Source organism: Arthrobacter tumbae, from assembly GCF_016907495.1.
Lineage (GTDB): Bacteria > Actinomycetota > Actinomycetes > Actinomycetales > Micrococcaceae > Arthrobacter_D > Arthrobacter_D tumbae.
The window spans coordinates 2,533,965-2,556,385 of sequence record NZ_JAFBCC010000001.1; the positions used below are offsets into that span (position 1 = coordinate 2,533,965).

A 22,421-nucleotide genomic window follows, 5' to 3' on the forward strand; every position below is an offset into this window, starting at 1 on the left:
CCACGAAGGAGCTCGAGGGCGGGGAGAGGGCTGATGCGTACGGCGATCCCGTTCGAGTGAACGACTCTTCCCTGCGGTCAGGAGCAAGCGTGGTGAGTCCCGCGACCGCATACATGAGGGCGGCGCGCGCGATATCGACAAGGTTGACCGAGCCGGCTATCGGTCGCCACGGAGATCAGCGAGTGTGTCCTTTGAGTCCTACCTTTGGCGCCTACGAGGGATCCGACGGAAGTCAACTGGCCCAGAACCCGCTGGCCGGACGTTGTCGGAAAGCAATAGTTGTTCCAGGGGTGACAACGACGGCGGGATGAGGATCGCGTAGCAACTGTAGTACCGCACAACAGTTATATCAGCAGGTTGATGCAGCCCGCGCGCTCATGGCCAGCAGCCGTTCCAACGCATACCGCCATTCGATGCGCTCCTGCTCAAGGCGGACGTTGCCGTGGCGCTTCAGCTCCGCCATGACATGTTGCTCGGCAGGCAGGAGATGGCTGAACGTTCCAGTGGATGGAACAGGCTCCTTCACCCAGAGATCGCGGTAAGCCTCAAGCGTCTCAACGTCCATCAAGACTGGAGACACGTCGGAGCAAGCTGATCGGATCCGGTTCAGAATTCCGAAGCCGTGGGAATCCAGATCGCCCCAGTACACAACCCGGCCATCCCGAACCCACGGAATACGCTCCAACCGGTCCACCGCGTATCCAGCACCATGCAGAACCACCGCACCGGGAACCGGCGGCATCGCGATCACAGACTCAAGGTTCTCGAACACGAAAACGGTTCGCGGCTGTATATCCAAGGAAGCCAACTCTGACACCGGTACCGACACATCCACCAGACCGCCGGGACTCAGCTCCGGATCCAGGAACCGCATCCGCACCAGCGCCGGCGGAGCGCCCAATCCCAGAGACTCCCGGCCCGTCAACGCGGCGAACAGCTTCTCCACCAGGCCGCGGTGCGTCGAGACCCACTTAGTGTCCACGCCGCGCACAGGAAGCTGCCGGATATACAGTCCCGACTGCGGATTCGCTTCGAGCCATTGAAGCACCAGGACCAACCGGTCGAAATCCACATCATCAAGCTCCGCAATCCGGCGTGCGCTCCGCCTCACCGCTTCAGCCAGGGTGCCGCGGTCGAAGGTTGACAGCAGCGCCTGGACCCGCGCGCTCAGGCGTGACCAGTGCTGCGCCTTCCGCGCGAACCGTGCCACCTCGACGGCACCGGTGATGCGCAGCCGCTCCGGAACCTGCTGCGTTCCGAGGCTAGCCCAGCGGCGCGGCGCCCACACCACCGCGTCCCCCAGCCCGGCCTCGCGCCAGGATTTCACCCAGGCGATCGCCTCACCTTGGTTCGCGAGGGCAGCCTGCTCAGTGGGCGGATGCAGCGGAAATTCGACGACGACGACGCCGGCACCACCAGCTGCCGCCCACTCACCGAAATTCCGCTCATACTTGCCGGCCGCGGTAGTGCGTGCCTGTTCGACGCCGATCCACGGCTTCGCGGCGCCCGGCATCAGGCGATACCCCGTGTCCACGAACTTAGACGTCCTCGCGGCATCAAGCGTCTGTCTCCGGCGTCGACTCATCCGCGGCGGCCTGAAGCTCGCCGTCACCAACAGAAACCACCCCGATCCGGGAATCCTTGAAGTCCCGACACACCACCAGCGCGATACCGCCCACGTAGTCCTCGAGAGTCTGCAGCAGCTTCAGCGGTGTCGCCAGAACCATGTGGAAGCCGAATTCGAGAAACACGTTCATGGCCATCCGGGTGAACGCGCTGTCTGCCTTGTCGAAAGCCTCGTCGAGGATGACGGTGCCGTAGCCGGGGATGTCGTCCTCGTCCTCAGCCAGTTGGTACCGCAAGGCAGCGGCCAGACAGAAGATCACCAGTTTCTGCCGCTGGCCACCGGAGAGCCCGGCGCTGGAATCGTGGATATTGACCGTGGTGCCGGCCTCATCCAGCTCAACCCCAGTGAAACGGACATGCTGCCGGGTGTCCAAAACCTGCCGCTGCCAGCTGCGGTCCCCGGCTTCGCTGGAAGACAGCCGCGTCATGAGGCGGTTCATCACATCGAACTTCTGCTCCGCGGCCTCGCGGCTTTCCTCTGCCCAGGACCCTGCGGAGATCGTCTGGAGATCCTGCATGAACCTGGTCTTCGCCTCGGAATTGTTGTCCTTGACCATGATCTTGAGATACCGGCCCTCGTCGAACGGTGAACGGCGCAGCGAGCGGTTCACCGGGTCGATCCGCTCCCGGATCTGCCCGGGCGCGCGCCGGATCTCGTTGGCCAGTTGACCGACGTTCCGCTGTGCCTGACTCTCCAGCAGGTCGAAGAATTTCTGCTCGAAGTCCGGTAACCGGTCCGCACGAAGCTTTCCCAGGATGTCGAGGAAGCCGCCACGATCGGCGATCTCTGCGGTGAGGTCGCCCGCAACAGCCCGCCACGAGGAAATGAAGGAAAACTCGCGAGCCACGATCGCCTGCTCTGCCGCCTGCACCGAACCGCGGGCAGCGTTCTCCTCCTCGGTGAGCGCGCCACTGACCTTCAATGCGACGCCGTCGATTTCAGCATGCGTAATACTCCGGCGGATGCTGTGGAAGCGCTGTTCGAGCTCGGTTGCGTCCGCGTCCTCTACTGGTGTTCGCGCCTCCGATGTGAGCTCGGTGATGATCCGGTTCAGTTCCTTCAGGCGGCTGTGCTCATCGGCGACAACCGTCCGCTTGACCGTCTCGCGTTCCTTTGCCGCCGCCAACCGCTCGCGGGCATCCTGCTGCGCCTTCTCTGCAAGCCGGATATCGCTACTCGCCGCGCGCAGGCTGTCCAGGCGTTGCAGCTGCATGCGCCGGGAACTCTCAGCGGCCGGCACATCGAGATCTTCCCAGCTGCGGTGCTGCAGGGATTCCAGCGCCCGGACGCGTTCGACGGCGGCCTCTCGCATCCGCTCTGCCCTCGCCACCTCGGCGGCCGCCGTTTCAAGACCTCGGGTTGCCTGCTTGAGCAGGTCGAGAAGATGCTCGACCTTTGCCTCGTTGTTGAAGCCGAGGATCCAGAATTCGCGGTCGTCGAGCCGGTGACGGTCGTCCTTCTCATACCGGCTGCGGGAGCGCTTTACCTGCCCCGCCAGGGTGACGCCCTTCTCCAGCGGCTTGAGCTCCGCCGGGTCCTCAACGCACTCGTAGTCATAGAGGCGGGAGAGCTGGCTATGCACCCACGCCGCCATGGGTCCCTCACGAACCTCGAGCTTGTGGACGAGGGAACGGCCCGACCGCGTGGTACGCGGCTCTTCCACCCGCGTGCCCACTACTTCCACGACCAGCCGGGTGCCAAGATCCACGCCGTTCATGGCTTTGGAAACGGCAGTTTCATGAACAGCCGGCACCAGCATGATAGTTGCCAGCGGTCGGAGAACCCGTTCCAGGGCACCGGTCCACGCTGCTTCCCCTGATTTGACCTGCACCAGCTCGGCAACGAAGGGCAGGCTCGATGACGGCAGGCCGGTGGCTTCCGAAATGCGCTGCCGCGCCTGAAGATTGCGCCGGTCCATGTTGGAGGACTGCTGGCGCAGGGCACGGATGTCCCCGGTCAGGGCGTCCCGGCGACGGGTAAGGTCGGTGCGTTTGCCCCGGAGCTCATCCAACTGCTGGTCGCCCTTCAACCTCGCAGCCTCCAGCTCGATGCGCTCTTTCTCCGCGGTGGCACGGAGTTCTTCGAACTCCTCCAAGGAAGCCGGAAAGGTGATGCCCACCGAGCCGAGTTCCTGCTCCAGGTCAGCCCGCCGTCGTCGTACTTCCTGTTCTTTTGCTTCAGTGAGACTGAGCCATTCGCGCTGTTGTGCGAGCGCCTGGCCGCCGCTATTCTCAACCTGCGCGCGGGCCAGCCCGTGGGCCTGGTCTGCTTCTTCGACGGCGGAGGCCGCCGTGGTGAGCTCCGCCTCGGCGATTTTCAGCCGGTGCTGCGCTGTTTCCTGCTCCTGCTCAGCCAGACGAAGTTTCCACGCGTCCTTGAAAGGCTCAAGGGAGTGCCGCAGCCGGGCCGCGTGCTCAATGACCGCTGTTCCTTCCTCGTATTGGCGGCACAGCGGAATGAGGGGCTCAAGGTGTTCGACCTGCCGCCGGGCATCCACTACCAGGTGGTGTGCTTCGGCGAGTTCGGAGAATTGCTCGACGGCCGTCTTGGCGAGACGGAACGTGGAAGGCTCGTCGAGCATGAAGTTGCGGAAGAGCTCATCGAGGTTGCCCAGGCTCTTGGCGGACTGGGTCTTGTGCAGGAGCAGCAGCGCGTTGTCGCTGGCGATGCCGAGCAGGCTGCGGAACTTGCGGGAGAAGCTCGAGTGCTGATCGGTGACCGTGGCGGCGTCGGGCCAGCTCGCCTTGATCCGTCGTGGCTCCAAGCCGTTGCGGGCGTAGCCCTCGAAGTCAGGAAGTGAGACGTCTTCCTGCAGCACGATGTGCAGCTCGCTCACCTCGGAGGGGGAGTTGCTGCCGCGTTTGAGGTGGTAGAGCTTCACCAGGACCACCGGGTGTTGGGTGCGGCCATCGCGATAGCGGAGAAGGATGCCGCTCCAGGTGGCGCCCGGGCGCAAGTGGTCGCTGGCCACCTCCCCGGTAACTTCATCAGCCTGCCGGCGCCAGGCGCCACGGATGTAGCTGACAATCGAGCGGTCTTCGCCCCGGCTGGAGGCATCCTGGGCCGCGGCGTTGAACCGCAGCCACTTACGCGGCGTCAGCACGGCGGCGATCCCGTCCAGCAGGGAGGACTTGCCGGACCCGGAGTGGCCCGTAATGAGGAAGCCATCGCGCGCCACGTTCACCGTGTGGTGGCCCTGGAACGTTCCCCAGTTCACCAGTTCCACGCCGTCCAGGCGCCACTGCCCGGGAAGGGTGCCGGCTGCTACGGGGGCAGCCTCGGGCAGGGATTCATCGTCGAACTCGAGGCCCGGCAGGGTGTCGGTGCTCATGCTGTGCTTTCCTCCGCGCTCAACTCGGTGTTCACGCTGGTCTCAATGTTCACGCTGGTCTCAATGTTCTCGCTGGTGTCAGTGGCATCCGCTGCATCCTCGGGCTTCGTTGCGTCGTCGAACTGACCGGTGCCCCGTGCTGCGAGCCTCCGGTACTCGGCCTGGACCGCAGCAATCTCATCGGCTCCGAAGATCAGGCGCAGCACGGGCGAGACCTCGAAGCGGTCCTCGGTGCTGGTGGTCGCCAGGATGCCGTACGTGACCATTTTCTGCCAGGAGGAGTTGATCCGCTTGGCGAATCCTGCAGGGTCCGAGTCCGTGGCACCGCGGTAGACCTGCAGCTGGTCTGACACCTCGTCCTTACCGACGATCACGCGTTCGCGGCCGTCGCTGTGGAGGAGTTGCTGGCGGAGGTGCAGCAGCATCGCCGTATCCATAAAGGTCAACGGATGGCTTCGCATGACCTTCGGTGCATCCGTGTCCGGTACGCGGACGTTGCGGGCGAACGCAAGCTGGCTTTCGACGTCGACCACCAGCTCCAGGTACGCATCCGCAAGGCGCGACCGGATCTCCTGTTCGTCATTGAGCAGGGCCGCCCAGAGGTGGCCGTGACGTTCAGCAGACAGGAACGGCCCGCGCAGCAGTTGCACCAGCGCGCGGCGGGACGGATCCCGCAGGGTGCCGGTGTCGCCGTCCCACAGCGCATTGTTGTCCGGGCGGCGTTCAGAGCCCGCGTCCGCGCTGTTGTCCAGGCTGGGTTCGGTGGACGTGGTCATGACACCTTCCGTGTGAAGAGGTAGGAGGGAACCACACCGTGCCGGGCGACTCCCTGGGACGACTTCCAGCTCACCGGCTCCTCGCCGCCGAGTTCCCGCCCCTGATTCTCTGCCAGAACCAGAAGTCCGACGACGCTTGCCACTCCCTGCGTGGCCGGGTGTGCGTCCAGTATTTCAGAGATGGTGACGGCGCCGCGTCGCTCCAGAACGTCATTGACGTTGGAGATGAGTTCCTTCATATCGATTTCCGAAGCCCGGGCCAGCTCGCGCAGCACCCGCAGATCCACCGGTGCCGCATCCTGGGTCTGGAGGCTGGCCACGGTCTCTGAATCCGCCGGATTGTGCAGAGCGAAGGCTGCGACTGTGCCCAGCGGGACGGAGGTGAGATCCAGGCCCAGGCCCGTCTGTTGCCAAACCCGAACACTGCTGCTGACCTCGACGCCCTCCTTCAGGGTGGCCCGCAGCAGGGAGTTGATTTTCCTGTCCTGTTCCAGTTCCTGGCTTTGAACGAAGCGGCGGAGGCTGCGGGAGAGGTGGGTTATGACGTCATGGACCTCGCCGCTGAGATCCTGCAGCGTGGGGAGCATGCGGCGTAGGAAGCGTGTCTGGCGGGGAGTCAGCTGGCCTGCGAAGTCCCGGTCCAGTACGCGGCCGACCGATTCCTCGAACTCGGTGCTCTGCTCCGGGTCCAGGATCAGGGAGAAGAAGCCATTAAAGCTGCGGCCGGCGTCGGACTCGGAGAGGTGGTCCACACCGCGGAAGATGTCCTCGAGAACCGTGCCCCGCGAACCTTCCTGGCTGATCAGCCGCTCCCGAAGTTGCCGGTTGATGGTTTCCAGGTCACCGCGTACCCGGGCGAAGTCGCTGGGCAGCTCATCCGCGAGCAGCAGCAGCTCGGTGGCCCGTTCCAGCGCGCGGTCCGCGCTCAGGACCTCGAAGTCACCGGCCTGAACCCGTTCGATTTCCGCGGCGAGGCGGTCCTGCTCCGCGCGCAGAGCCTCCAGCCGAGAGGCGGAACTGGGATCCGTGTCCCGGGCGAGCTGCCGCAGCGACGCGAAGATGCTGGACAGACGTGATTCCGTCACGGCCTGGCGGGGCTCGGCAAGCTGGGTGACAAACTGGATGGCCATGAGCGCACCGGGGGAAAGTTCGAAGGTCTCACCACGCGCTTCTTCCGCGACGCGGCGGATAAGGATGCCTTCGTTGCGCCACTCCGAGCAGTACGCCTGTGCGGTCTGCGGGAGCTCGAAGCCGTGGTCACGCAGCTCCTGCAGATCCGCGTCGATCAGTTCGAAAAGCTCCGGCGCAGGACGCCGTCTGTCCTCACCACCGAGATGCGTTCCCAAAAGTGCGACGGCGGCGCCCGCGTTCCGCCCGCGCAACAGGGACCAGGCGGGGCTTTCCTTGGCCAGGCGGTCGGTTGCGTATGCAGTGCTGAGCGTGCTCACGTCGTCAAAGGTACAACCCGGCGCCCACAAAACGCAGTTCGCGTGTCAGGGCCGTGGCGTTGCGATGAGGTGAGCCGAGATGAGGTCGGAGGACTGCTTACGCAGGAAACTGCAGTTCACCCTCCTTATAGACCTGCCCGATCATCTCCCGCAGACGCGGAAGCTGCTCAGCGGATTCCAGCCGGCCATTCAGAACGACGACGTCGGCCAGATAGTCCGGAGCAAGGCGGCCCACCGAATGCTCCGGAGTGATCAGTTCACCCGCAACCGACGTAGTGGCAGCCAGCACCTGCTCCAGGCTCATGCCCGCGTCCGCCATCAGGGCGAGTTCTTCGAGGTTCTCGCCGTGGACTCCCACACCGGAGTCAGTACCCATGGCAATCCGGACGCCCGCCTCAACAGCACGGGCGACGGAGGCACGGTGATCCTCGGCCACCCGCTTGGCCTTGTCGATGACCTGCGGCGGAAGGCCGCTGGTCCCGGACTCGCCCTTGCGGATGACGGCCCTGGGCGCAGCGAGGGTAGGCACCAGGTATGCGTTAGTGTCCAGGAACAGCTGGATCGCCTCATCGTTGAGGTAGATGCCGTGTTCAATAGTCCGTACCCCGGCCCGCAGCGCGTTGACAATGCCCGCCGTGCCCTGCGCATGCGCCATGACGTACTTGCCCTGCAGTTCGGCTTCCTCAACGCTGACGGCGATCTCCGCCGGAGTGAATTGCGAATGCCGTGGGTCGGTGGTGGGGGAGAGGACTCCTCCGGTGGAGCAGATCTTGATCTGGTCCGCCCCTGCCCGCAGCAGTTGGCGGGTGACCTGCCGAACCTCCTCGACGCCGTCGGCAATTCCGCTCGGCCGCCCGGGGTGAGGTCCCAGCGCAGGGGAGTCCACGCCGGATGGCAGCCAGAAGTCACCGTGACCACCGGTCTGGGACATGATGCTGATCGCGAGCCGAAGCCGGGGACCCTTCACGAGGCCCGTTTCGATCGCCAGCTTGGCACCGAGGTCAGCGCCGCCGGCGTCGCGCGCCGTGGTGATGCCGGCCCGCAGGGTGGCTTGGAGGTTGCGCACGGATTCGTAGAACTGCAGCGAGAACGGCTCAGCCACTGCCTGGATGGAACCGGGGTTGGAGGTGGTCGCGTGGATGTGCAGGTCAATCATCCCGGGAAGCACCGTGCGCCCTGTGCAGTCCACTACCGCAGCGTCGGCATACTGGGGCGCGTCCGAAGCGCCCGGACCCACCGCCTCAATAGTGGTGCCCCGGACAACAACGTCAGCGGGCTCGGGAAGGAATCGTTCGCCGTCGAACACGTGGCCGTTCCGGAAAACTGTGAGAGTGGGTGTCATGCACCCACTCTAGTAATTGCGCCTCAATAGTCGCGGCGCAGTGGCGGCTCCTCACCGCCCGGACGCTGCACCAGCACCTGGGTCACGCCGTTCAGCCCGCGCTCAAACCCGAGTGCGCTCGACGCCATATACAACCGCCACACCCGCGCCCGTCCCTCGCTGGTGAGCCGCACCGCCTCGTCCCAGTTCTCCTCAAGGTTGCGCACCCAGGCGCGAAGGGTGAGTCCGTAGTGTCGGCGCAGCGCTTCGACGTCGAGCACTTCCAGGCCCGCGGATTCCAGCGCGCCCATCATGATCGTCAGGCTCAGCATCTCGCCGTCCGGAAAGACGTAGCGGGGGATGAAGGAGTCGGGATCCGGCGGCATCTCGCCGGCGTTCCAGGAGATTGCGTGGTTGAGCAGCCGCCCACCGGGCCGCAGCAGGCCGTGCAGCTTCAATGCATAGTGCCCGATCTGCTCCCGACCCACATGCTCAGCCATGCCGATGGAACTGATCGCGTCGAACGGGCTGTCGTCGATATCGCGGTAGTCCTGGACCCGGATCTCAATCCGGTCGGAAAGCCCGACGGCGTCCGCCCGCTCCCGCGCGGACGCCGCCTGCTCCTTCGAAAGGGTGACGCCGACGACGTCGACTCCGTAGTTTTGCGCCGCGTGCAGCGCGAAGCTGCCCCACCCACAGCCCACGTCCAGTACGCGCATGCCCTCGCGGAGTCCCAGCTTGCGGCAGACCAGGTCGAGCTTCGCTTCCTGGGCCGCGTCCAAACCGGTTCTCTCGTCCTCCCAAACCGCACAGGAGTAGACCATCGATGGACCAAGGACGAGCGCATAAAAGTCGTTGCCGACGTCGTAATGGTGGGAGACCGCGGCAGCGTCCCGCTTCTTCGAATGCAGCCTTCCTTTTTTGCTGACGTTCATTTCCTCCGGCGGCGGTGCGGGCGGAAGTCCGAGCGCGCCGACCCGGACGGCGGTCCGGAGCAGCTTCCAGCGCTCGCCTGGGGTGGGTGGGCGGAAGGCCTTCAGCTCGGCGAACTTGCCCACGGAACTCAGCGCCGAGAAGCTCTCGAAGAGGTCGCCGGGACCGTCGATATCCCCGGCCACATACGCCCGGCTCAACCCCAGCTGATTGGGGCACCACAGCATGCGGCGCAACCACCGCCGGGACCGGAACTCGATCACCGGGCCACCCGCCGGCCCAGCCTCCGAGCCGTCCCACGCATGAAGCCGCAGCGGGATTTCATCAACGCCGAGGATGATCCCCAGCGCTTCTGCCAGCCGCGGTGCTACTCCCTTGTTCTTCGCCATGGTTCCTTGTGTACTCCGAATCGCTTAGGAGGGCCAGAGCACACAACACCCCGGAACTTTTGCGCAGGTCCGGTGACTCAGCGGCCAGTTGAAGCCGCCGGAGGTGCGCAAATCTTCCGGGGGTTTTGGAGTTTAGAGTTTCAGCTGACCTGGACCTGACCGCTGCTGACCTCCCACCGCTCGTCCAGCCGGATGTTCTCAAGCATCCTCCGGTCATGGGTCACCAGCAAGAGCGCTCCGGTGTAGTCCTCCAACGCTTCCTCGAGTTGCTCAATGGCCGGAAGATCGAGGTGGTTGGTGGGCTCGTCGAGCACCAGCAGGTTCACCCCGCGGGCCTGCAGCAGCGCAAGCCCGGCCCGGGTGCGCTCGCCGGGGGAAAGCTTGCCGACGAGGGCGCCAGTCTGATCCGCCTTGAGGCCGAACTTGGCCAGCAGGGTGCGCACCTCCGCCTGCGCCAGGTCCGGAACGGCCGCCTCGAACGCGGCCGCGAGCGTCTGGTCCTCGGCCAGTTGGCCGCGTGCCTGGTCGATCTCGCCGACGGCGACATTGGCACCCAGCGAGGCGGCGCCGTCGTCGGGGGATTGATGCCCCAGCAGCAGGCGAAGCAGTGTTGACTTTCCCGCTCCGTTGGGGCCGGTGATGCCAATACGTTCACCGGCGTTGATCTGCACCGACACCGGGCCCAGCGTGAAGTTCCCTTGCCGGGCGACGGCGCCGTTCAGCGTCGCGACCACCGAACTGGAACGCGGCGCGGAGCCGATACTGAACTGCAGCTGCCATTCCTTGCGCGGCTCCTGCACCTCATCCAGGCGGGCAATCCGCGACTCCATCTGGCGGACCTTCTGCGCCTGCTTCTCCGAGGACTCCATGCTGGCGCGGCGGCGGATCTTGTCATTGTCCGGGCTCTTCTTCATGGCGTTCCGTACGCCCTGCGAGCTCCACTCGCGCTGGGTGCGGGCGCGTGAGACGAGGTCCTGCTTCTTGTCGGCGAACTCCTCGTACGCCTCGCGGGCGTGCCGTTTCGCGACGGCGCGTTCTTCGAGATAGGCGTCGTAACCGCCGTCGTACACGGCCACCTGGTTCTGCGCCAGGTCCAGCTCCACCACGGTAGTAACGCAGCGGGCGAGAAATTCGCGGTCGTGGGAAACCAGCACAGCGCCGCCGCGCAGGTTGCGCATGAACGCTTCGAGGCGGGCGAGCCCGTCCAGGTCCAGGTCATTGGTGGGCTCATCGAGGAGCACGACGTCGAACCGGCTCAGCAGCAGCGCTGCCAATGCAACCCGGGCGAGCTGACCGCCGGAGAGCCCGGTGACGAGCGCATCCTGTCCAACACCGGGCGCGACGTCGGCCAGAACCGCTGGAAGCCGGTCCTCCAGATCCGCTGCTCCCGAGGCGAGCCAGTGTTCCAGGGCGGCGGCGTAGCGATCATCGGCGCCTTTGACGGCGGTGCCGAGTTCGTCGGCTGCGGCTTCCATCGCCTGGGTTGCGGCGGTCGCACCGGTCCGGCGCGCGATGTACTGCTCCACAGTCTCGCCGGGAGTGCGCTCATGCTCCTGCGGCAGCCAGCCCACAAAGGCGTCCTTCGGCGAGGCCATCACGGTGCCCGCGAGCGGCTCGTCGACGCCTGCGAGCAGGCGCAGCAGCGTCGACTTGCCGGCGCCGTTGGCTCCCACGACTCCCACCACGTCGCCCTCGGTGACGGTCAGGTCAAGGTTGGAGAAGAGGGTGCGGTGAGCGTGGCCGCCGGAAAGCGCCTTGGCCACGAGGGTTGCAGTCATTGATTCAGTGTAGGAGCCCCGGCTGCGCAGCAACGGGTGAGGGCATCACGCCAGCGCACTCATTCGCGAGTGCCGCCTCCCGAACAGTGCGTGATCGACTGAGAGCCGGCCGGGACCGAGGAGCGCAATGGTCAGTGCAGCAGCGCCGAGAATCAGCACCAGTTCATAGCCGTTGTTGGTCACAAAGATTCCGTTAGGCGCGTGCACGATGATCAGCGCGCCCAGCATGTCGAGCACCAGCAGGGCCGCGAAAGGGCGTGCCAGCAGGCCGAAGATCAGCGCTATGCCGCCAACCAGTTCGAGTGTCGAGATGACCGGCGCAGCGATGTCGGCCAGTGGCACGCCCATGTCGGCGAATGATGCCTGGGTGCCCGCGATCGTGAATTCGGTGTACTTTTGCCAGCCGTGCGCGGCAAAGATGAAGCCTGTGACGACTCGCAGGATTGTTAGTCCCGCAGTCGACAGCGTTGGATTTCTCATGTCCCCACTCCCGTATTTTCGCGTGCTGGGATTGCTATCCGGCGGTTCGTCGGATAGCGACATTGTCGAAGTGCGAGCTTGGGGAAAGGCTGGGGCCCTGTCGCCCAATCCAGCGTCACACCGGCGACCGTGCGAGGTTTGAATGAGAAGTTGTTGAACAATCCCTTGCCAATATTGTTCAACAACCTGTATCGTTCCTCGGGACGATAATTGTGACGCCAGTCACCCCGACGTAACGGACGGACCCCATGGCAGAAGGCAGCACCAAACTCAATCTGAGCTCCTCGGCTCGGCGCTCAGCCCTGCTGGGCGCGATGTTCCTGATGGCCACCAGCGCCATCGGCCCAGGCTTCATCACCCAGACAACGGTCTTCACCGCACAGCTCGGTGCGGCTTTCGCCTTCGCGATTCTGGCATCCATCCTCATCGACATTGCGGTGCAGATGAACGTCTGGCGGGTCATCGGAGTCTCCGGGCTGCGGGCGCAGGAGCTGGGCAACCGGGTGATTCCCGGCGTCGGCTGGTTTCTTGCCGGTCTGGTCTTCCTCGGCGGAGTGGTCTTCAACATCGGCAACATCGCGGGCACCGGCCTGGGCGCCAACGCGATGCTCGGTGTCGATCCGAAGATCGGCGGCGCCATTTCCGCCGTCATCGCGATCCTGATCTTCGTCAGCAAGCGCGCCGGCATGGCGCTGGACCGCATTGTGGTGCTCCTCGGTGCCATCATGATCCTGCTGATGATCTACGTGGCCATCGTCGCCGCTCCGCCGCTTGGTGACGCGCTTAAGAACACGTTCCTGCCGGAACAGGTGGATTTCCTCATCATTACCACGCTGGTGGGCGGCACTGTCGGCGGATACATCACCTACGCCGGCGCACACCGGATGCTCGACTCCGGGGCCACCGGCGTGGAGCACGTCCGCCAGATCACGCGCAGCTCGGTGATCGGCATCATCGTCACCGGCGTCATGAGGGTGCTGCTGTTCCTGGCAATCCTCGGGGTGGTTGCCGGTGGAACGGTCCTGAGCAGCGACAACATGGCGGCCGAAGCCTTCGGCGCCGCGGCCGGCGAGATCGGTATGCGGGTGTTCGGCATTGTGCTCTGGGCCGCTGCCATCACGTCCGTGATCGGCGCCTCGTTCACCTCGGTCTCCTTCATCACCTCCTCGAAAACCCCCGAGCGTAAGCGGAACCTCATCACCGTCGTCTTCATCGTGGTCTGCGGTACCGTGTATCTCTTCCTCGGCCAGGCACCGCAGCAGCTGCTGATCTTCGCCGGGGCGTTCAACGGCCTGATCCTTCCTGTCGGCTTCGGCGTACTGCTCTGGGTTGCCTGGCGCCGGCGTGACCTGATGAACGGCTACGACTACCCGAAGTGGCTGCTGATCGTCGGCGTTGTCACCTGGCTGCTCACGCTCTTCCTCGGCTGGACCTCGATCATGGGGCTCGCGCAGCTGTGGTCAGCATGACCGATCGCGGCTCTGTGACTCCCGCCGAAGCGCGGGCTGCTTTCCGCGGCGGTCTGGTGGAACCGACGTCGGGCTGGTCCCGCGGCTACGCGCAGGCCAACGTGCTCGCAATCCCGCGTGAGCAGGCCTTCGACCTGCTCCTGTTCGCCCAGCGCAATCCGAAGTCCTGCCCCGTTCTGGGCGTGCTGGAGCCGGGGGAGACCGCAGGACCGTTGCTCGCGGGCGGGGACATCCGAACGGACGTCCCGAAATACACCGTGTACCGGAACGGCGAAAAGATCGACGAGCCGACCGACATCACCGGCTACTGGCGCGATGACCTGGTGACCTTCCTGATCGGTTGCTCCTTCACCTTCGAGGCTGCCCTGCAGGACGGCGGCGTCCGGATTGCGCACATCGACCAGGGCGTCAACGTGCCGATGTACCGGACCAACCGTGAGTGTGCTCCCGCCGGCGCCATGTCCGGCCCGCTGGTGGTGTCCATGCGTCCGGTACTCGCCGCACAGGTGGCCGACGCCGTCCGCATCACGTCCCGCTATCCGGCCGTGCACGGTGCTCCGGTGCATGTGGGCAATCCGGAGGAGCTCGGCATCGCCGACTTGGGCAACCCGGATTTTGGTGAAGCCGTTCAGATCCCTGACGGACACTTGCCCGTGTTTTGGGCCTGCGGCGTGACTCCGCAGGCGGCAGTGATGCATTCGCGGCCGCCGCTGGCCATCGGCCATGCACCCGGCCACATGCTCATCACCGACGCGCGGGACAGCGACTACCTGGTGCCCTGAGCGCCCTTTCCCGGAACTTTTGCGCAGGTTCGGTGGCTTCCGACCCCCTCGAAGCCACCGAACCTGCGCAAAACTTCCGGGGTTTAAGCGCCTTCGAGGTGCCCCAGCAGCTCCGCTTCGGCGGCGTCGAGGTAGGCGCGTAACTCAGCGGCCGCCTGCTCATTCTCGCCCTCGCGCAACTGCGTCACCAACCGAGCGTTGCGGTCCACGTAGTGCGTGTGGAAGTCCGGCGCCGACGCCATGGCGTGGAACACCAGCCGCATCTCCGCCAGCACCTTATCCATCAGTTCCTGCAGCGATTCGCTTCCGGTCAGGCTGACGACCGCCTCGTGGAACGCCTGGTTCGCGTTGGCCATCTCGGGAACGGAGCCGGCGTCGCGTGCCGCCTTGGCCTTCCGGATGATGGCTTCCATCGCATCCAGCTGCGCGGGTGTCGGCCGGCCCCACAGCACGGCCGCGGGCTCGATGGTCCGCCGGACCCGGTAGATCTCACGCACTTCCTCCACCCCGGGGGCGGCCACGAAAACGCCCCGGTTCGGTATGCGCGTCACGATTGATTCACCGGCGAGCGTGGCGAACGCCTGCCGCAACGTGTTCCGCGAAACCCCGAGCGACTCCGACAGTGACTGCTCCGACAGCTTCGATCCCGGCGTCAGCTGCCCCGCCGCAATCCGCGCCCGCAGCGTTGAGGCAATCCACGCCGTCGTATGAGCGTGCTCAGCTGCGGTTGTCGTGTCCGTTGCAGTATTCATGGCTACTCAACCGTACCCAACACCTCACCGCGTACGACGGCGGCACCCGGCTCCTGCCCGCCGCGCCGGAAAGTGCCGGCGGACGATGCGGACACCACGGTCTCCATCTTCATTGCCTCCACCACCACGACGGGCTGGTCCGCGCCCACCTGGGCGCCGTCCTCGGCCAGCCATTTCACGAGGTTGCCGCCCATCGGGGCCGTGATGGCGCCGTCGTCCGCTGTCTTCCCCTCCACAGCGGAAGGAGGCACGACGGCGGTGCTCCCTCCGGTCATCAACGCAGCGAAGACCTGCGCCGGCAGACCGAGCTGGACGGCCTTGCCGTCAATCTCCACAGTGAGCGTTTCGCGGCGGGCGACCGGACCGGTGAGCCCGCTGTCGAGCGACGCGGCGAGACGCTCGGTGAACTCCGACTCGATCCACGTGGTGTACACGCCGAGCCGGTCCGGCTGGGTGAAGTCCGGGTCGCGAACGACTGCGCGGTGGAACGGGACCACCGTCGGTAGGCCCTCGATGCGGAGCTCATCCAGGGCCGTCCGTGCGCGGCGCAGGGCCTGTGCGCGGTCGGCGCCGTGGACGATCAGCTTGGCCATGAGGGAGTCGTATTCGGCTGGGACGGTCGAGCCGGACCGGACGCCGGTGTCCACGCGGATGCCGGCACCGGTGGGCGCCTCGAAGACGTCGACCGGTCCGGGGGAGGGCAGGAACCCGCGGCCGGCGTCCTCGGCGTTGAGCCGGAATTCGATGGCGTGGCCGTGCGGAACGGGGTCCTGGGTGATGGACACGGGCAAGCCTGCGGCGATGCGGAACTGCTCGCGTACGAGGTCGATGCCGGAGGTCTCCTCGGTCACCGGGTGCTCCACCTGCAGGCGGGTATTCACTTCGAGGAAGGAGATTACGCCGTCGGGCGCCACCAGGTACTCGACTGTCCCTGCACCGGTGTAGCCGGCTTCGCGGCAGATGGCGCGGGCGGATTCGTGGATACGGTTGCGCTGGTCGTCCGTGAGGAACGGCGCGGGCGCTTCCTCAACGAGCTTCTGGTTGCGCCGCTGCAGCGAACAGTCGCGCGTACCGACAACGACGACGTTCCCGTGCGTATCCGCCAGCACCTGCGCCTCGACGTGGCGTGGCTTGTCGAGGAAGCGCTCGACGAAGCACTCGCCGCGGCCGAAGGCGACGGTGGCCTCGCGGACGGCTGAATCGAAGGCGTCGTCGATGTCCTCGAGCCGGTGGGCGATCTTGAGTCCGCGTCCGCCACCGCCGAACGCCGCCTTGATCGCCACCGGTACGCCGTGCTGCTCGGCGAACGCGCGGACCTCGTCGGCGTTGGCAACCGGGCCGTCGGAGCCGGGGACCAGCGGTGCGCCTGCCCTCACCGCGATCTCGCGGGCGGTGACCTTGTTCCCCAAACTGCGGATCGCGTCAGGTGAGGGGCCGACCCACGTCAGTCCGGCGTCGAGCACTGCCTGCGCGAAGTCCGCGTTCTCCGAGAGGAAACCATAGCCGGGGTGGACAGCGTCGGCACCGGCCCGGGCTGCGACGTCGAGGAGTTTCGGGATGTTCAGGTAGGTGTCGGCGCTGGCCGAACCGCCCAGCGCATAGGCCTCATCACTGAGGCGGACGTGCAGGGCGTCGGCATCGGGATCGGCGTACACCGCAACGGAACCCAGCTCCGCATCGGCACACGCGCGGGCAATCCGGACGGCGATCTCGCCGCGGTTGGCGATCAGGACCTTCTTCATGGCTGGGGCTCCATTTCGATGAAACGCACGGTGGTGCCCGGCGGCAGTTGGGCGGCGGCGGGCAGATCAGCGGGTGCGACGACGCCGATCACCGGATACCCGCCGGTGACCGGATGGTCGGCGAGGAAAAGGACGGGAAGGCCCGACGGCGGCACCTGCAGTGATCCTGCCACCACACCTTCGCTGGGGAGCTCCTCGGTGCGTGCGCGTTCGAGAGGCTGAGTGCCGGTTTCACCGCCGCCGGTCTCACCGGATCGAGTGGGCGCTGAGGACGGGTTCTCGGGGGATTGGGCGGTTGTGGGCGCCCACTCGATGGGAAGTCCAAGGCGGACGCCGATGCGGTTGGACTCCGCGGTGACGGTCCAGGAGTGTTCGGTGAGGGCCGCTTGCGATTCGGGCGTGAACCAGTCCTGGCGGGGGCCGGTGGTGATGCGCAGCGTGACCGTTTCCCGGCGCTCGAGGATGTCCGGCGGCAGGGTCGACGTCTCGGGTGCGCCCACAATCCGTCGCGTTGAGTTGGTAGGACACACCCCGAATGCTTGAGCATTCGGGGTGTGTCCTGCCAACTCAACGGGGGGATTCTCGTGCTCGACGTCGCCAACCGGCAACACTGTGCCTTGAGCAAGGATCGCCGGGCCGATCCCGGACATCAGGTCAGTCGAGCGGCTGCCGAGCACCGGGGCGACGTCGATTCCGCCACGGACGCCGAGGTAGGTGCGGAGTCCGGCATCGGGCAGGTCGAGGTGGAGGCTTTCGCCGTCATGCAGGGCGAAGGGCGTGTACATCGGCGCAGTGCGGTCGCCGTGCTGTCCGTCGCCGTGCTGCCTCTCGATGCGGGCGGGCACCGGTGCACCGGCGAGGGCGAGGGTCAGTTCCCCCTGGGCGCGGACCGCCAGGCCGCCGAGGACGCATTCGACGACGGCGTCGCCCGGCTTGTTGCCGACCAGACGGTTGGCCTGGCGGGCGCTCGCAGTATCGGCAGCACCGGACGCGGAGACGCCGAGGTCGCCGAGTCCGGGCCGGCCGAGGTCCTGGATCAGCGACTGCGGGCCGGGGATGAGTACCTCGAGCGAGGGGCCGGCTGCGGCGGTCCGGGTGGCGCCGTCGTCGTCGTTCGTGGCCTCGGTGTCCGCAAGCTCGATCGCATCACGCACCGCGACGTACTGGACTGTAGTGCCCGGGCGTAGGAGGGCGGGCTGGTCGCGGTCGAGGTCCCACATGCGGGTGGAGGTGCGGCCGATCAGTTGCCAGCCGCCGGGGGAGCGGCGCGGGTAGACGGCGGAGAAGTTGCCGGCCAGGCCCACCGATCCGGCGGGTACGGCAGTGCGGGGGCTGGTGCGGCGGGGGACGTTGAGCGATTCGTTCTCGCCCACCAGATAGGCGAACCCAGGCGCGAAGCCGCCGAAAGCTGCCGTCCAGAGCTGTCCGGTGTGGGCTTCGATGACCCCGGCGGCGCCGAGGCCGGTGAGGCGGCCCACCTCGGTGAGGTCATCGCCGTCGTACACCACTTCGATACGGACTGGTTCAGCGGAGGCATGCGCGTCCTGTGTCTGTGCGACGTCCAGCGCTGCAACGGCGGTGCGGGCAGCGCGGGCGTTCCGGCTCGAATCGAAGACCGCGAGAACCGTGCGGGCTGCAGCGAGGACGTCGACCTGGCCAGGCAGAGGATGGTCGACCAGCTGCGCATGGAGGGCCAGAACGGCGTCGAGCGATTCGAGTTCGATGAGCAGGGCGCGCGGGCCGGCCCAATGAATCTCCGCAAGCATGCCGCTTCGGAGGCTACCAGCACTCAAACGAAACTCCGGATACCGACGCCGGCAGCCTCCAGTTCGCGGCGGACAGCGGCGGACATCGCTACTGCGCCATCCGTGTCGCCGTGGAGGCAGATGCTTTCGGCGCTGGTTCGGATGGCAGAGCCGTCGCGGGCGATGATCGTGCCTTCGGTGGCGAGACGGACCATGTTGGCGGCGACGGCCTCTTCATCGTGGAGAACTGCATCCGGTTCACGGCGGGAGACGAGCGTGCCGTCGGGGTTGTAGGCGCGGTCGGCGAAGGCTTCGGAGACGCCGCGGAGTCCGGCGGCTTCGGCTTCCTTGAGCGCGACCGAGCCCGGCAGGAGCAGCATCGGGAGGTCGCCGCCGAAGGCTTTGACGGCGTCGACCACTGCCTTGGCCTGGACCTCGTGGGTGACGATCGTGTTGTAGAGCGCGCCGTGCGGCTTGACGTAGCGGATGGTGCCGCCGGCTGCGCGGGCAATCGCGTCGAGGGCGCCGATTTGGTAGAGGACGTCGTCGGCCAGTTCTGTGGGGGAGCAGTCGAGGAATCGGCGTCCGAAGCCGGCGAGATCGCGGTACCCCACATGGGCTCCGATGGTCACGCCGGCGGCCACGGCGTCTCGGCAGGTCTGCGCGATGGTGGAGGGATCGCCTGCGTGGAAGCCGCACGCCACGTTGGCGCTGGAGACGGAGCGGAAGATGGCGGCGTCGTCGCCCATGGTCCAGTTGCCGAAGGACTCGCCGACGTCGCTGTTGAGGTCGATGAAAGCCATAGTGATCCTCGTCTCGTTTTGTGGTTCACCCAGCATGCACGAGATTTACAGATTGTTCAACAATATCTGCTCACTTTGGTGTCGGCTCCACTAAAGGGCCGCCATATAGTGGCGCTATGACCAGTGCGCTTCCAGACGAGAACATCTTCGACCACCGGCGGTCATCCGATGGCGAACATGTCGGCTACATTCACCTCACCGATGACGGACTGTTTGCGCCGTTCGACCTCCTGCATCGATCGGTCGGCGAAGCGACGGAACTCGAGGATGCGGAGAACCGCCTGGACGAACTCGGTCTTCGAATGTTCGTCGAGGATTGGTGGCTGGATCTTGATGGGCGGCGCGTCAAGGTGCTGATTCAGGAGGTTCGGCGGGACAAGATTTCGGTTGCTAGAGCGGTGGATGGACCGATTGCCAAGTCGGTCGACCTCCTGGCAGTGATCGAACTTCCTCTTCCAACCGATCGACTGAGCCAGAGCGCCTAACTCGCAGAGTTCACTCATTCCGCTTTGTGAACCGCCAGACTGTTCCTATGGAGTTGACGCGTGCGAAGGACTGGCTGATTGGCGCCGTTGGGATGATTCTCGTCCTGGGCATCACGATTGCGATCCTCTGGTGGGTAGTGAGCGACCCGGCGGATGGGTCCGAGGCAGAGTCCGTGCGGCCACCGACCGTGGGTACGCCCGACGACGTGCCTCCGGACGCAGCTCCACCGGACGGCCTGCGCGACGACGAGACGTGGCTCGCTGACCTCGAGCTGGACGCCGGAACAGTGGTGACCGCCGGCTCGACGCTTCGCGACATACAGGCTGTCGGGCAGGACGTGGTCACGGGTCCGGACGGGCTGGTCGCGGCACGGCTCTCGGTAGACGCCACTGTGCCGTTCGAGGTGGTCGCCGAAGAACTTGGAAGCGGGACCGTGGTGCGCGCCGCCGACGACGGCCAGGCCGCCGTCGTTCGCACGGTCGAGGCACTGGGACGCGAACTCCGGGTCGTAGCCACCGGCACGGTCGAGGTCGAGGGCGGCAGTCTCGTTGTTGAGCCCCGCTCGATCGACATCGGCGGCCCTGACTTTTTCTCTGACGCCATCGGTGCCGTCGTGCGCAGCCTTGTCACCATCGAGCACGAGATCGAAGGACTGCCCGAGGGGCTTGAGCTGCAGGACGTCACCGTTCAGGACGATGGTTTCCGAGCCAATCTGCAGGGCGAAGACGTTCGATTGGCTTCGTAATGCCACCGCCGGGTGGCGAAGCGGTTCAGCCACGAAAAAGGGGAGGAAGCCTGTGCAGGCTTCCTCCCCTTTTTCAGGTTTCGAGTGCTTACGCGAGCGCACTCACGCGTGAGTTCCGGCGGCCGAACAGCGCGTAGTCAGCTGAGGCGCGGCCCGGTCCAACCAGTGCGAGGGCCAGGGCGGCGGCACCGAGCAGCAGCACCAGCTCGTAGCCGTTGTTCGCAACGAAGACTCCGGCGGAGATGTGCACCAGGACCAGTGCGCCCAGCATGTCGAGGGCCAGCAGCACCGCGACGGGGCGGGTGAGGAGGCCCAGGATCAGGGCGATTCCTCCAACAAGTTCGAGCGTGGCAATCACGGGGGCGGCGATCTCGGCCATGGGGATGCCCATGTCACCGAAGGCGGCGGTGGTGCCGGCAATGGTCCACTCGTTGAACTTCTGCCAGCCGTGTGCGGCGAAAAGGAAGCCGACGACGACGCGAAGCACGGTACGGGCAGTGGTGGTCAGGGTGGCGTTGTTCATAGAAGTCCGTTTCGGGGTTTGGTTCTGGGGAAAACGAGCGACGCCGGTGCGCAGCGGGTGAGTACCGGCGTCGTACCGGTGATTGTGGCTGACTAGCGAACGAGAGCGAATCCGCTGGTCCACTGGATCTTCTCGCCGGCAGCGAGGGTCAGCTGCAGGAATCCGATAGCTTCGAGCTCGCGTGCGCGGGTGAGGGAACCGGCGTCGACGGCGTCCACTCCGCCGGCCTTGACGGCGTCGGCGAGGGTGTTCTTGGCGTCGGTGTCGTTCCCGGCGATGAGCACGGTGGTCTGGTTCTGACCGACGGTCTTGGAACCGAGGGTCGCCGCGAAGTTGGTGTTGAAGGCCTTGACGACCTTCGAGGATGGAAGTGCGGACGCAAGCTCAGCGGCGGCGGAGCTGTCAGCAGCAACCACGAGTGAATCGAAGGTTTCGAAGTTCAGCGGGTTGGTGATGTCGACGACGATCTTGCCGGACAGCTGGTCACCGTACTGCGCCACGATGTCCTTGAGGGCGGGGTAGGGGACTGCCAGAACGACGACGTCGCCGGTGACGGTAGCGCCGGTGCTGGATGAGTCGATGTGCTCGACGGATGAGCCGCCTGCTGCGACAACGCTTGCGATGGCGCTGCCCATGTTGCCCTTGCCGAAGATGGTGAACGAAGTCATGTGAAGCTCCTTGAAGAGAATTGCTTGTGGGTACAACTAATAAGTTAGCACCGATTAGTTGTAGATGCAAGCATTACGTAGAATGAAAGTATGACGCGATGGCTCAGCAAGGATGAACAGGACGTATGGAAGCGCATGGCGGCTGTGCTCGAGTTGCTGCCGGCGGCGCTCGATGGGCAGCTGACACGTGATGAGGATCTGACGCACTTCGAATACTTTGTTTTGGCGTCACTGTCCGAGGTGCCCGGGCGGACGTTGCGTATTACGGCGCTGGCGTCTCAGACCAATGCCACGCTTCCGCGGCTTTCCAGGGTGTTGACGGGTCTGGAAAAGAAGGCGTTTGTGGAGCGGAGCGAGTGCAGCGAAGACCGACGGGCCAAGAACGTGACGCTGACCGAAACGGGGTGGGACAAGCTGGTGGACGCTGCTCCCGGCCACGTTGAGTACGTGCGCGGGATGGTTTTCGATCAGCTCACGCCCGAGCAAGTTGCGCAGCTGTCGGAGATCACCACCCAGCTGTTGAAGACGCTCGATCCCGAGGGGCGGATGTTCGCTTCGTTGGGGAAGTAGTTTCTGGCCGCCCTCGAACGGCCGGCGCTGATAGCACTTTCGCTTTCGGATAG

At 65.6% G+C, this 22,421-nt stretch carries 19 protein-coding genes; 5 read left to right on the forward strand and 14 right to left on the reverse strand.

Going from position 1 to position 22,421, the window contains the following annotated elements:
- Positions 1 to 349: 349 nt before the first annotated feature.
- The 8 genes from JOD47_RS12180 to JOD47_RS12215 form a co-directional block, all read right to left on the reverse strand.
- A complete protein-coding gene (locus JOD47_RS12180; RefSeq protein ID WP_204534613.1) occupies positions 350 to 1,534 on the reverse strand; it encodes a Wadjet anti-phage system protein JetD domain-containing protein in 1,185 nt (394 codons plus the stop codon).
- Positions 1,535 to 1,556: 22 nt separating this feature from the next.
- The gene (locus JOD47_RS12185; protein WP_204534614.1) at positions 1,557 to 4,958 is read right to left on the reverse strand and encodes an ATP-binding protein; all 3,402 of its coding nucleotides are present in this window, start codon (positions 4,956 to 4,958) and stop codon (positions 1,557 to 1,559) included.
- The gene (locus tag JOD47_RS12190; RefSeq protein ID WP_204534615.1) at positions 4,955 to 5,734 is read right to left on the reverse strand and encodes a DUF4194 domain-containing protein; all 780 of its coding nucleotides are present in this window, start codon (positions 5,732 to 5,734) and stop codon (positions 4,955 to 4,957) included. Before JOD47_RS12190 ends, JOD47_RS12185 begins: the two co-directional genes overlap by 4 nt.
- Complete coding sequence (locus JOD47_RS12195; RefSeq protein WP_204534616.1) at positions 5,731 to 7,182, reverse strand: DUF3375 domain-containing protein; 1,452 nt, start codon at positions 7,180 to 7,182, stop codon at positions 5,731 to 5,733. The genes JOD47_RS12190 and JOD47_RS12195 overlap by 4 nt, the downstream gene beginning before the upstream one ends.
- A 97-nt stretch (positions 7,183 to 7,279) precedes the next feature.
- Positions 7,280 to 8,524 carry a metal-dependent hydrolase family protein gene (locus JOD47_RS12200; protein WP_204534617.1) on the reverse strand — a complete coding sequence of 415 codons (1,245 nt, stop codon included), beginning with the start codon at positions 8,522 to 8,524 and terminating at the stop codon, positions 7,280 to 7,282.
- A 23-nt stretch (positions 8,525 to 8,547) separates the two neighbouring features.
- On the reverse strand, positions 8,548 to 9,825 hold the full coding sequence (locus JOD47_RS12205; protein WP_204534619.1) for an SAM-dependent methyltransferase: 1,278 nt from the start codon (positions 9,823 to 9,825) through the stop codon (positions 8,548 to 8,550).
- Positions 9,826 to 9,965: 140 nt separating this feature from the next.
- Positions 9,966 to 11,603: an ABC-F family ATP-binding cassette domain-containing protein gene (locus JOD47_RS12210; protein ID WP_204534620.1), complete on the reverse strand. Its 1,638-nt coding sequence runs from the start codon at positions 11,601 to 11,603 to the stop codon at positions 9,966 to 9,968.
- A gap of 45 nt (positions 11,604 to 11,648) precedes the next feature.
- On the reverse strand, positions 11,649 to 12,083 hold the full coding sequence (locus JOD47_RS12215) for a DoxX family protein (RefSeq protein WP_204534621.1): 435 nt from the start codon (positions 12,081 to 12,083) through the stop codon (positions 11,649 to 11,651).
- Between the two features lie 248 nt (positions 12,084 to 12,331).
- On the opposite strand from JOD47_RS12215, the gene JOD47_RS12220 reads away from it, so the two are divergent.
- Positions 12,332 to 13,552 (forward strand): NRAMP family divalent metal transporter, encoded by a 1,221-nt coding sequence (locus tag JOD47_RS12220; RefSeq protein ID WP_204534623.1) that lies wholly within the window; start codon positions 12,332 to 12,334, stop codon positions 13,550 to 13,552.
- Positions 13,549 to 14,334, forward strand: coding sequence for a putative hydro-lyase (locus JOD47_RS12225; protein WP_204534624.1), 786 nt, complete (start codon positions 13,549 to 13,551; stop codon positions 14,332 to 14,334). The genes JOD47_RS12220 and JOD47_RS12225 overlap by 4 nt, the downstream gene beginning before the upstream one ends.
- Positions 14,335 to 14,417: 83 nt before the next feature.
- Here JOD47_RS12225 and JOD47_RS12230 read toward each other — a convergent pair whose 3' ends face one another.
- Genes JOD47_RS12230 through JOD47_RS12245 form a run of 4 tightly spaced genes read right to left on the reverse strand, consistent with a single transcriptional unit; the run spans position 14,418 to position 19,376 of the window.
- Complete coding sequence (locus JOD47_RS12230) at positions 14,418 to 15,086, reverse strand: GntR family transcriptional regulator (protein WP_204534625.1); 669 nt, start codon at positions 15,084 to 15,086, stop codon at positions 14,418 to 14,420.
- A 2-nt stretch (positions 15,087 to 15,088) separates the two neighbouring features.
- Positions 15,089 to 16,828 carry an acetyl/propionyl/methylcrotonyl-CoA carboxylase subunit alpha gene (locus tag JOD47_RS12235; protein ID WP_204534626.1) on the reverse strand — a complete coding sequence of 580 codons (1,740 nt, stop codon included), beginning with the start codon at positions 16,826 to 16,828 and terminating at the stop codon, positions 15,089 to 15,091.
- Positions 16,825 to 18,594, reverse strand: a complete 1,770-nt coding sequence (locus tag JOD47_RS12240) for a 5-oxoprolinase subunit B/C family protein (RefSeq protein WP_204534627.1) — start codon at positions 18,592 to 18,594, stop codon at positions 16,825 to 16,827. Before JOD47_RS12240 ends, JOD47_RS12235 begins: the two co-directional genes overlap by 4 nt.
- A gap of 23 nt (positions 18,595 to 18,617) precedes the next feature.
- Positions 18,618 to 19,376, reverse strand: coding sequence for a LamB/YcsF family protein (locus tag JOD47_RS12245; RefSeq protein WP_204534628.1), 759 nt, complete (start codon positions 19,374 to 19,376; stop codon positions 18,618 to 18,620).
- 116 nt (positions 19,377 to 19,492) lie between these two features.
- On the opposite strand from JOD47_RS12245, the gene JOD47_RS12250 reads away from it, so the two are divergent.
- Entirely contained in the window at positions 19,493 to 19,861 is a 369-nt protein-coding gene (locus JOD47_RS12250) for a serine/threonine protein phosphatase (protein ID WP_204534629.1), read from the forward strand.
- Positions 19,862 to 19,908: 47 nt separating this feature from the next.
- Positions 19,909 to 20,607 carry an LmeA family phospholipid-binding protein gene (locus JOD47_RS12255; RefSeq protein WP_204534630.1) on the forward strand — a complete coding sequence of 233 codons (699 nt, stop codon included), beginning with the start codon at positions 19,909 to 19,911 and terminating at the stop codon, positions 20,605 to 20,607.
- Between the two features lie 88 nt (positions 20,608 to 20,695).
- Here the strand turns inward: JOD47_RS12255 and JOD47_RS12260 are convergent, their stop codons facing one another.
- Positions 20,696 to 21,130 carry a DoxX family protein gene (locus tag JOD47_RS12260; RefSeq protein WP_204534632.1) on the reverse strand — a complete coding sequence of 145 codons (435 nt, stop codon included), beginning with the start codon at positions 21,128 to 21,130 and terminating at the stop codon, positions 20,696 to 20,698.
- A 92-nt stretch (positions 21,131 to 21,222) separates the two neighbouring features.
- Complete coding sequence (locus JOD47_RS12265; RefSeq protein WP_204534634.1) at positions 21,223 to 21,798, reverse strand: NADPH-dependent F420 reductase; 576 nt, start codon at positions 21,796 to 21,798, stop codon at positions 21,223 to 21,225.
- Positions 21,799 to 21,888: 90 nt separating this feature from the next.
- Between JOD47_RS12265 and JOD47_RS12270 the strand changes: the two genes are divergently transcribed.
- Positions 21,889 to 22,368, forward strand: a complete 480-nt coding sequence (locus JOD47_RS12270; protein ID WP_204534636.1) for a MarR family winged helix-turn-helix transcriptional regulator — start codon at positions 21,889 to 21,891, stop codon at positions 22,366 to 22,368.
- Positions 22,369 to 22,421: the final 53 nt, after the last annotated feature.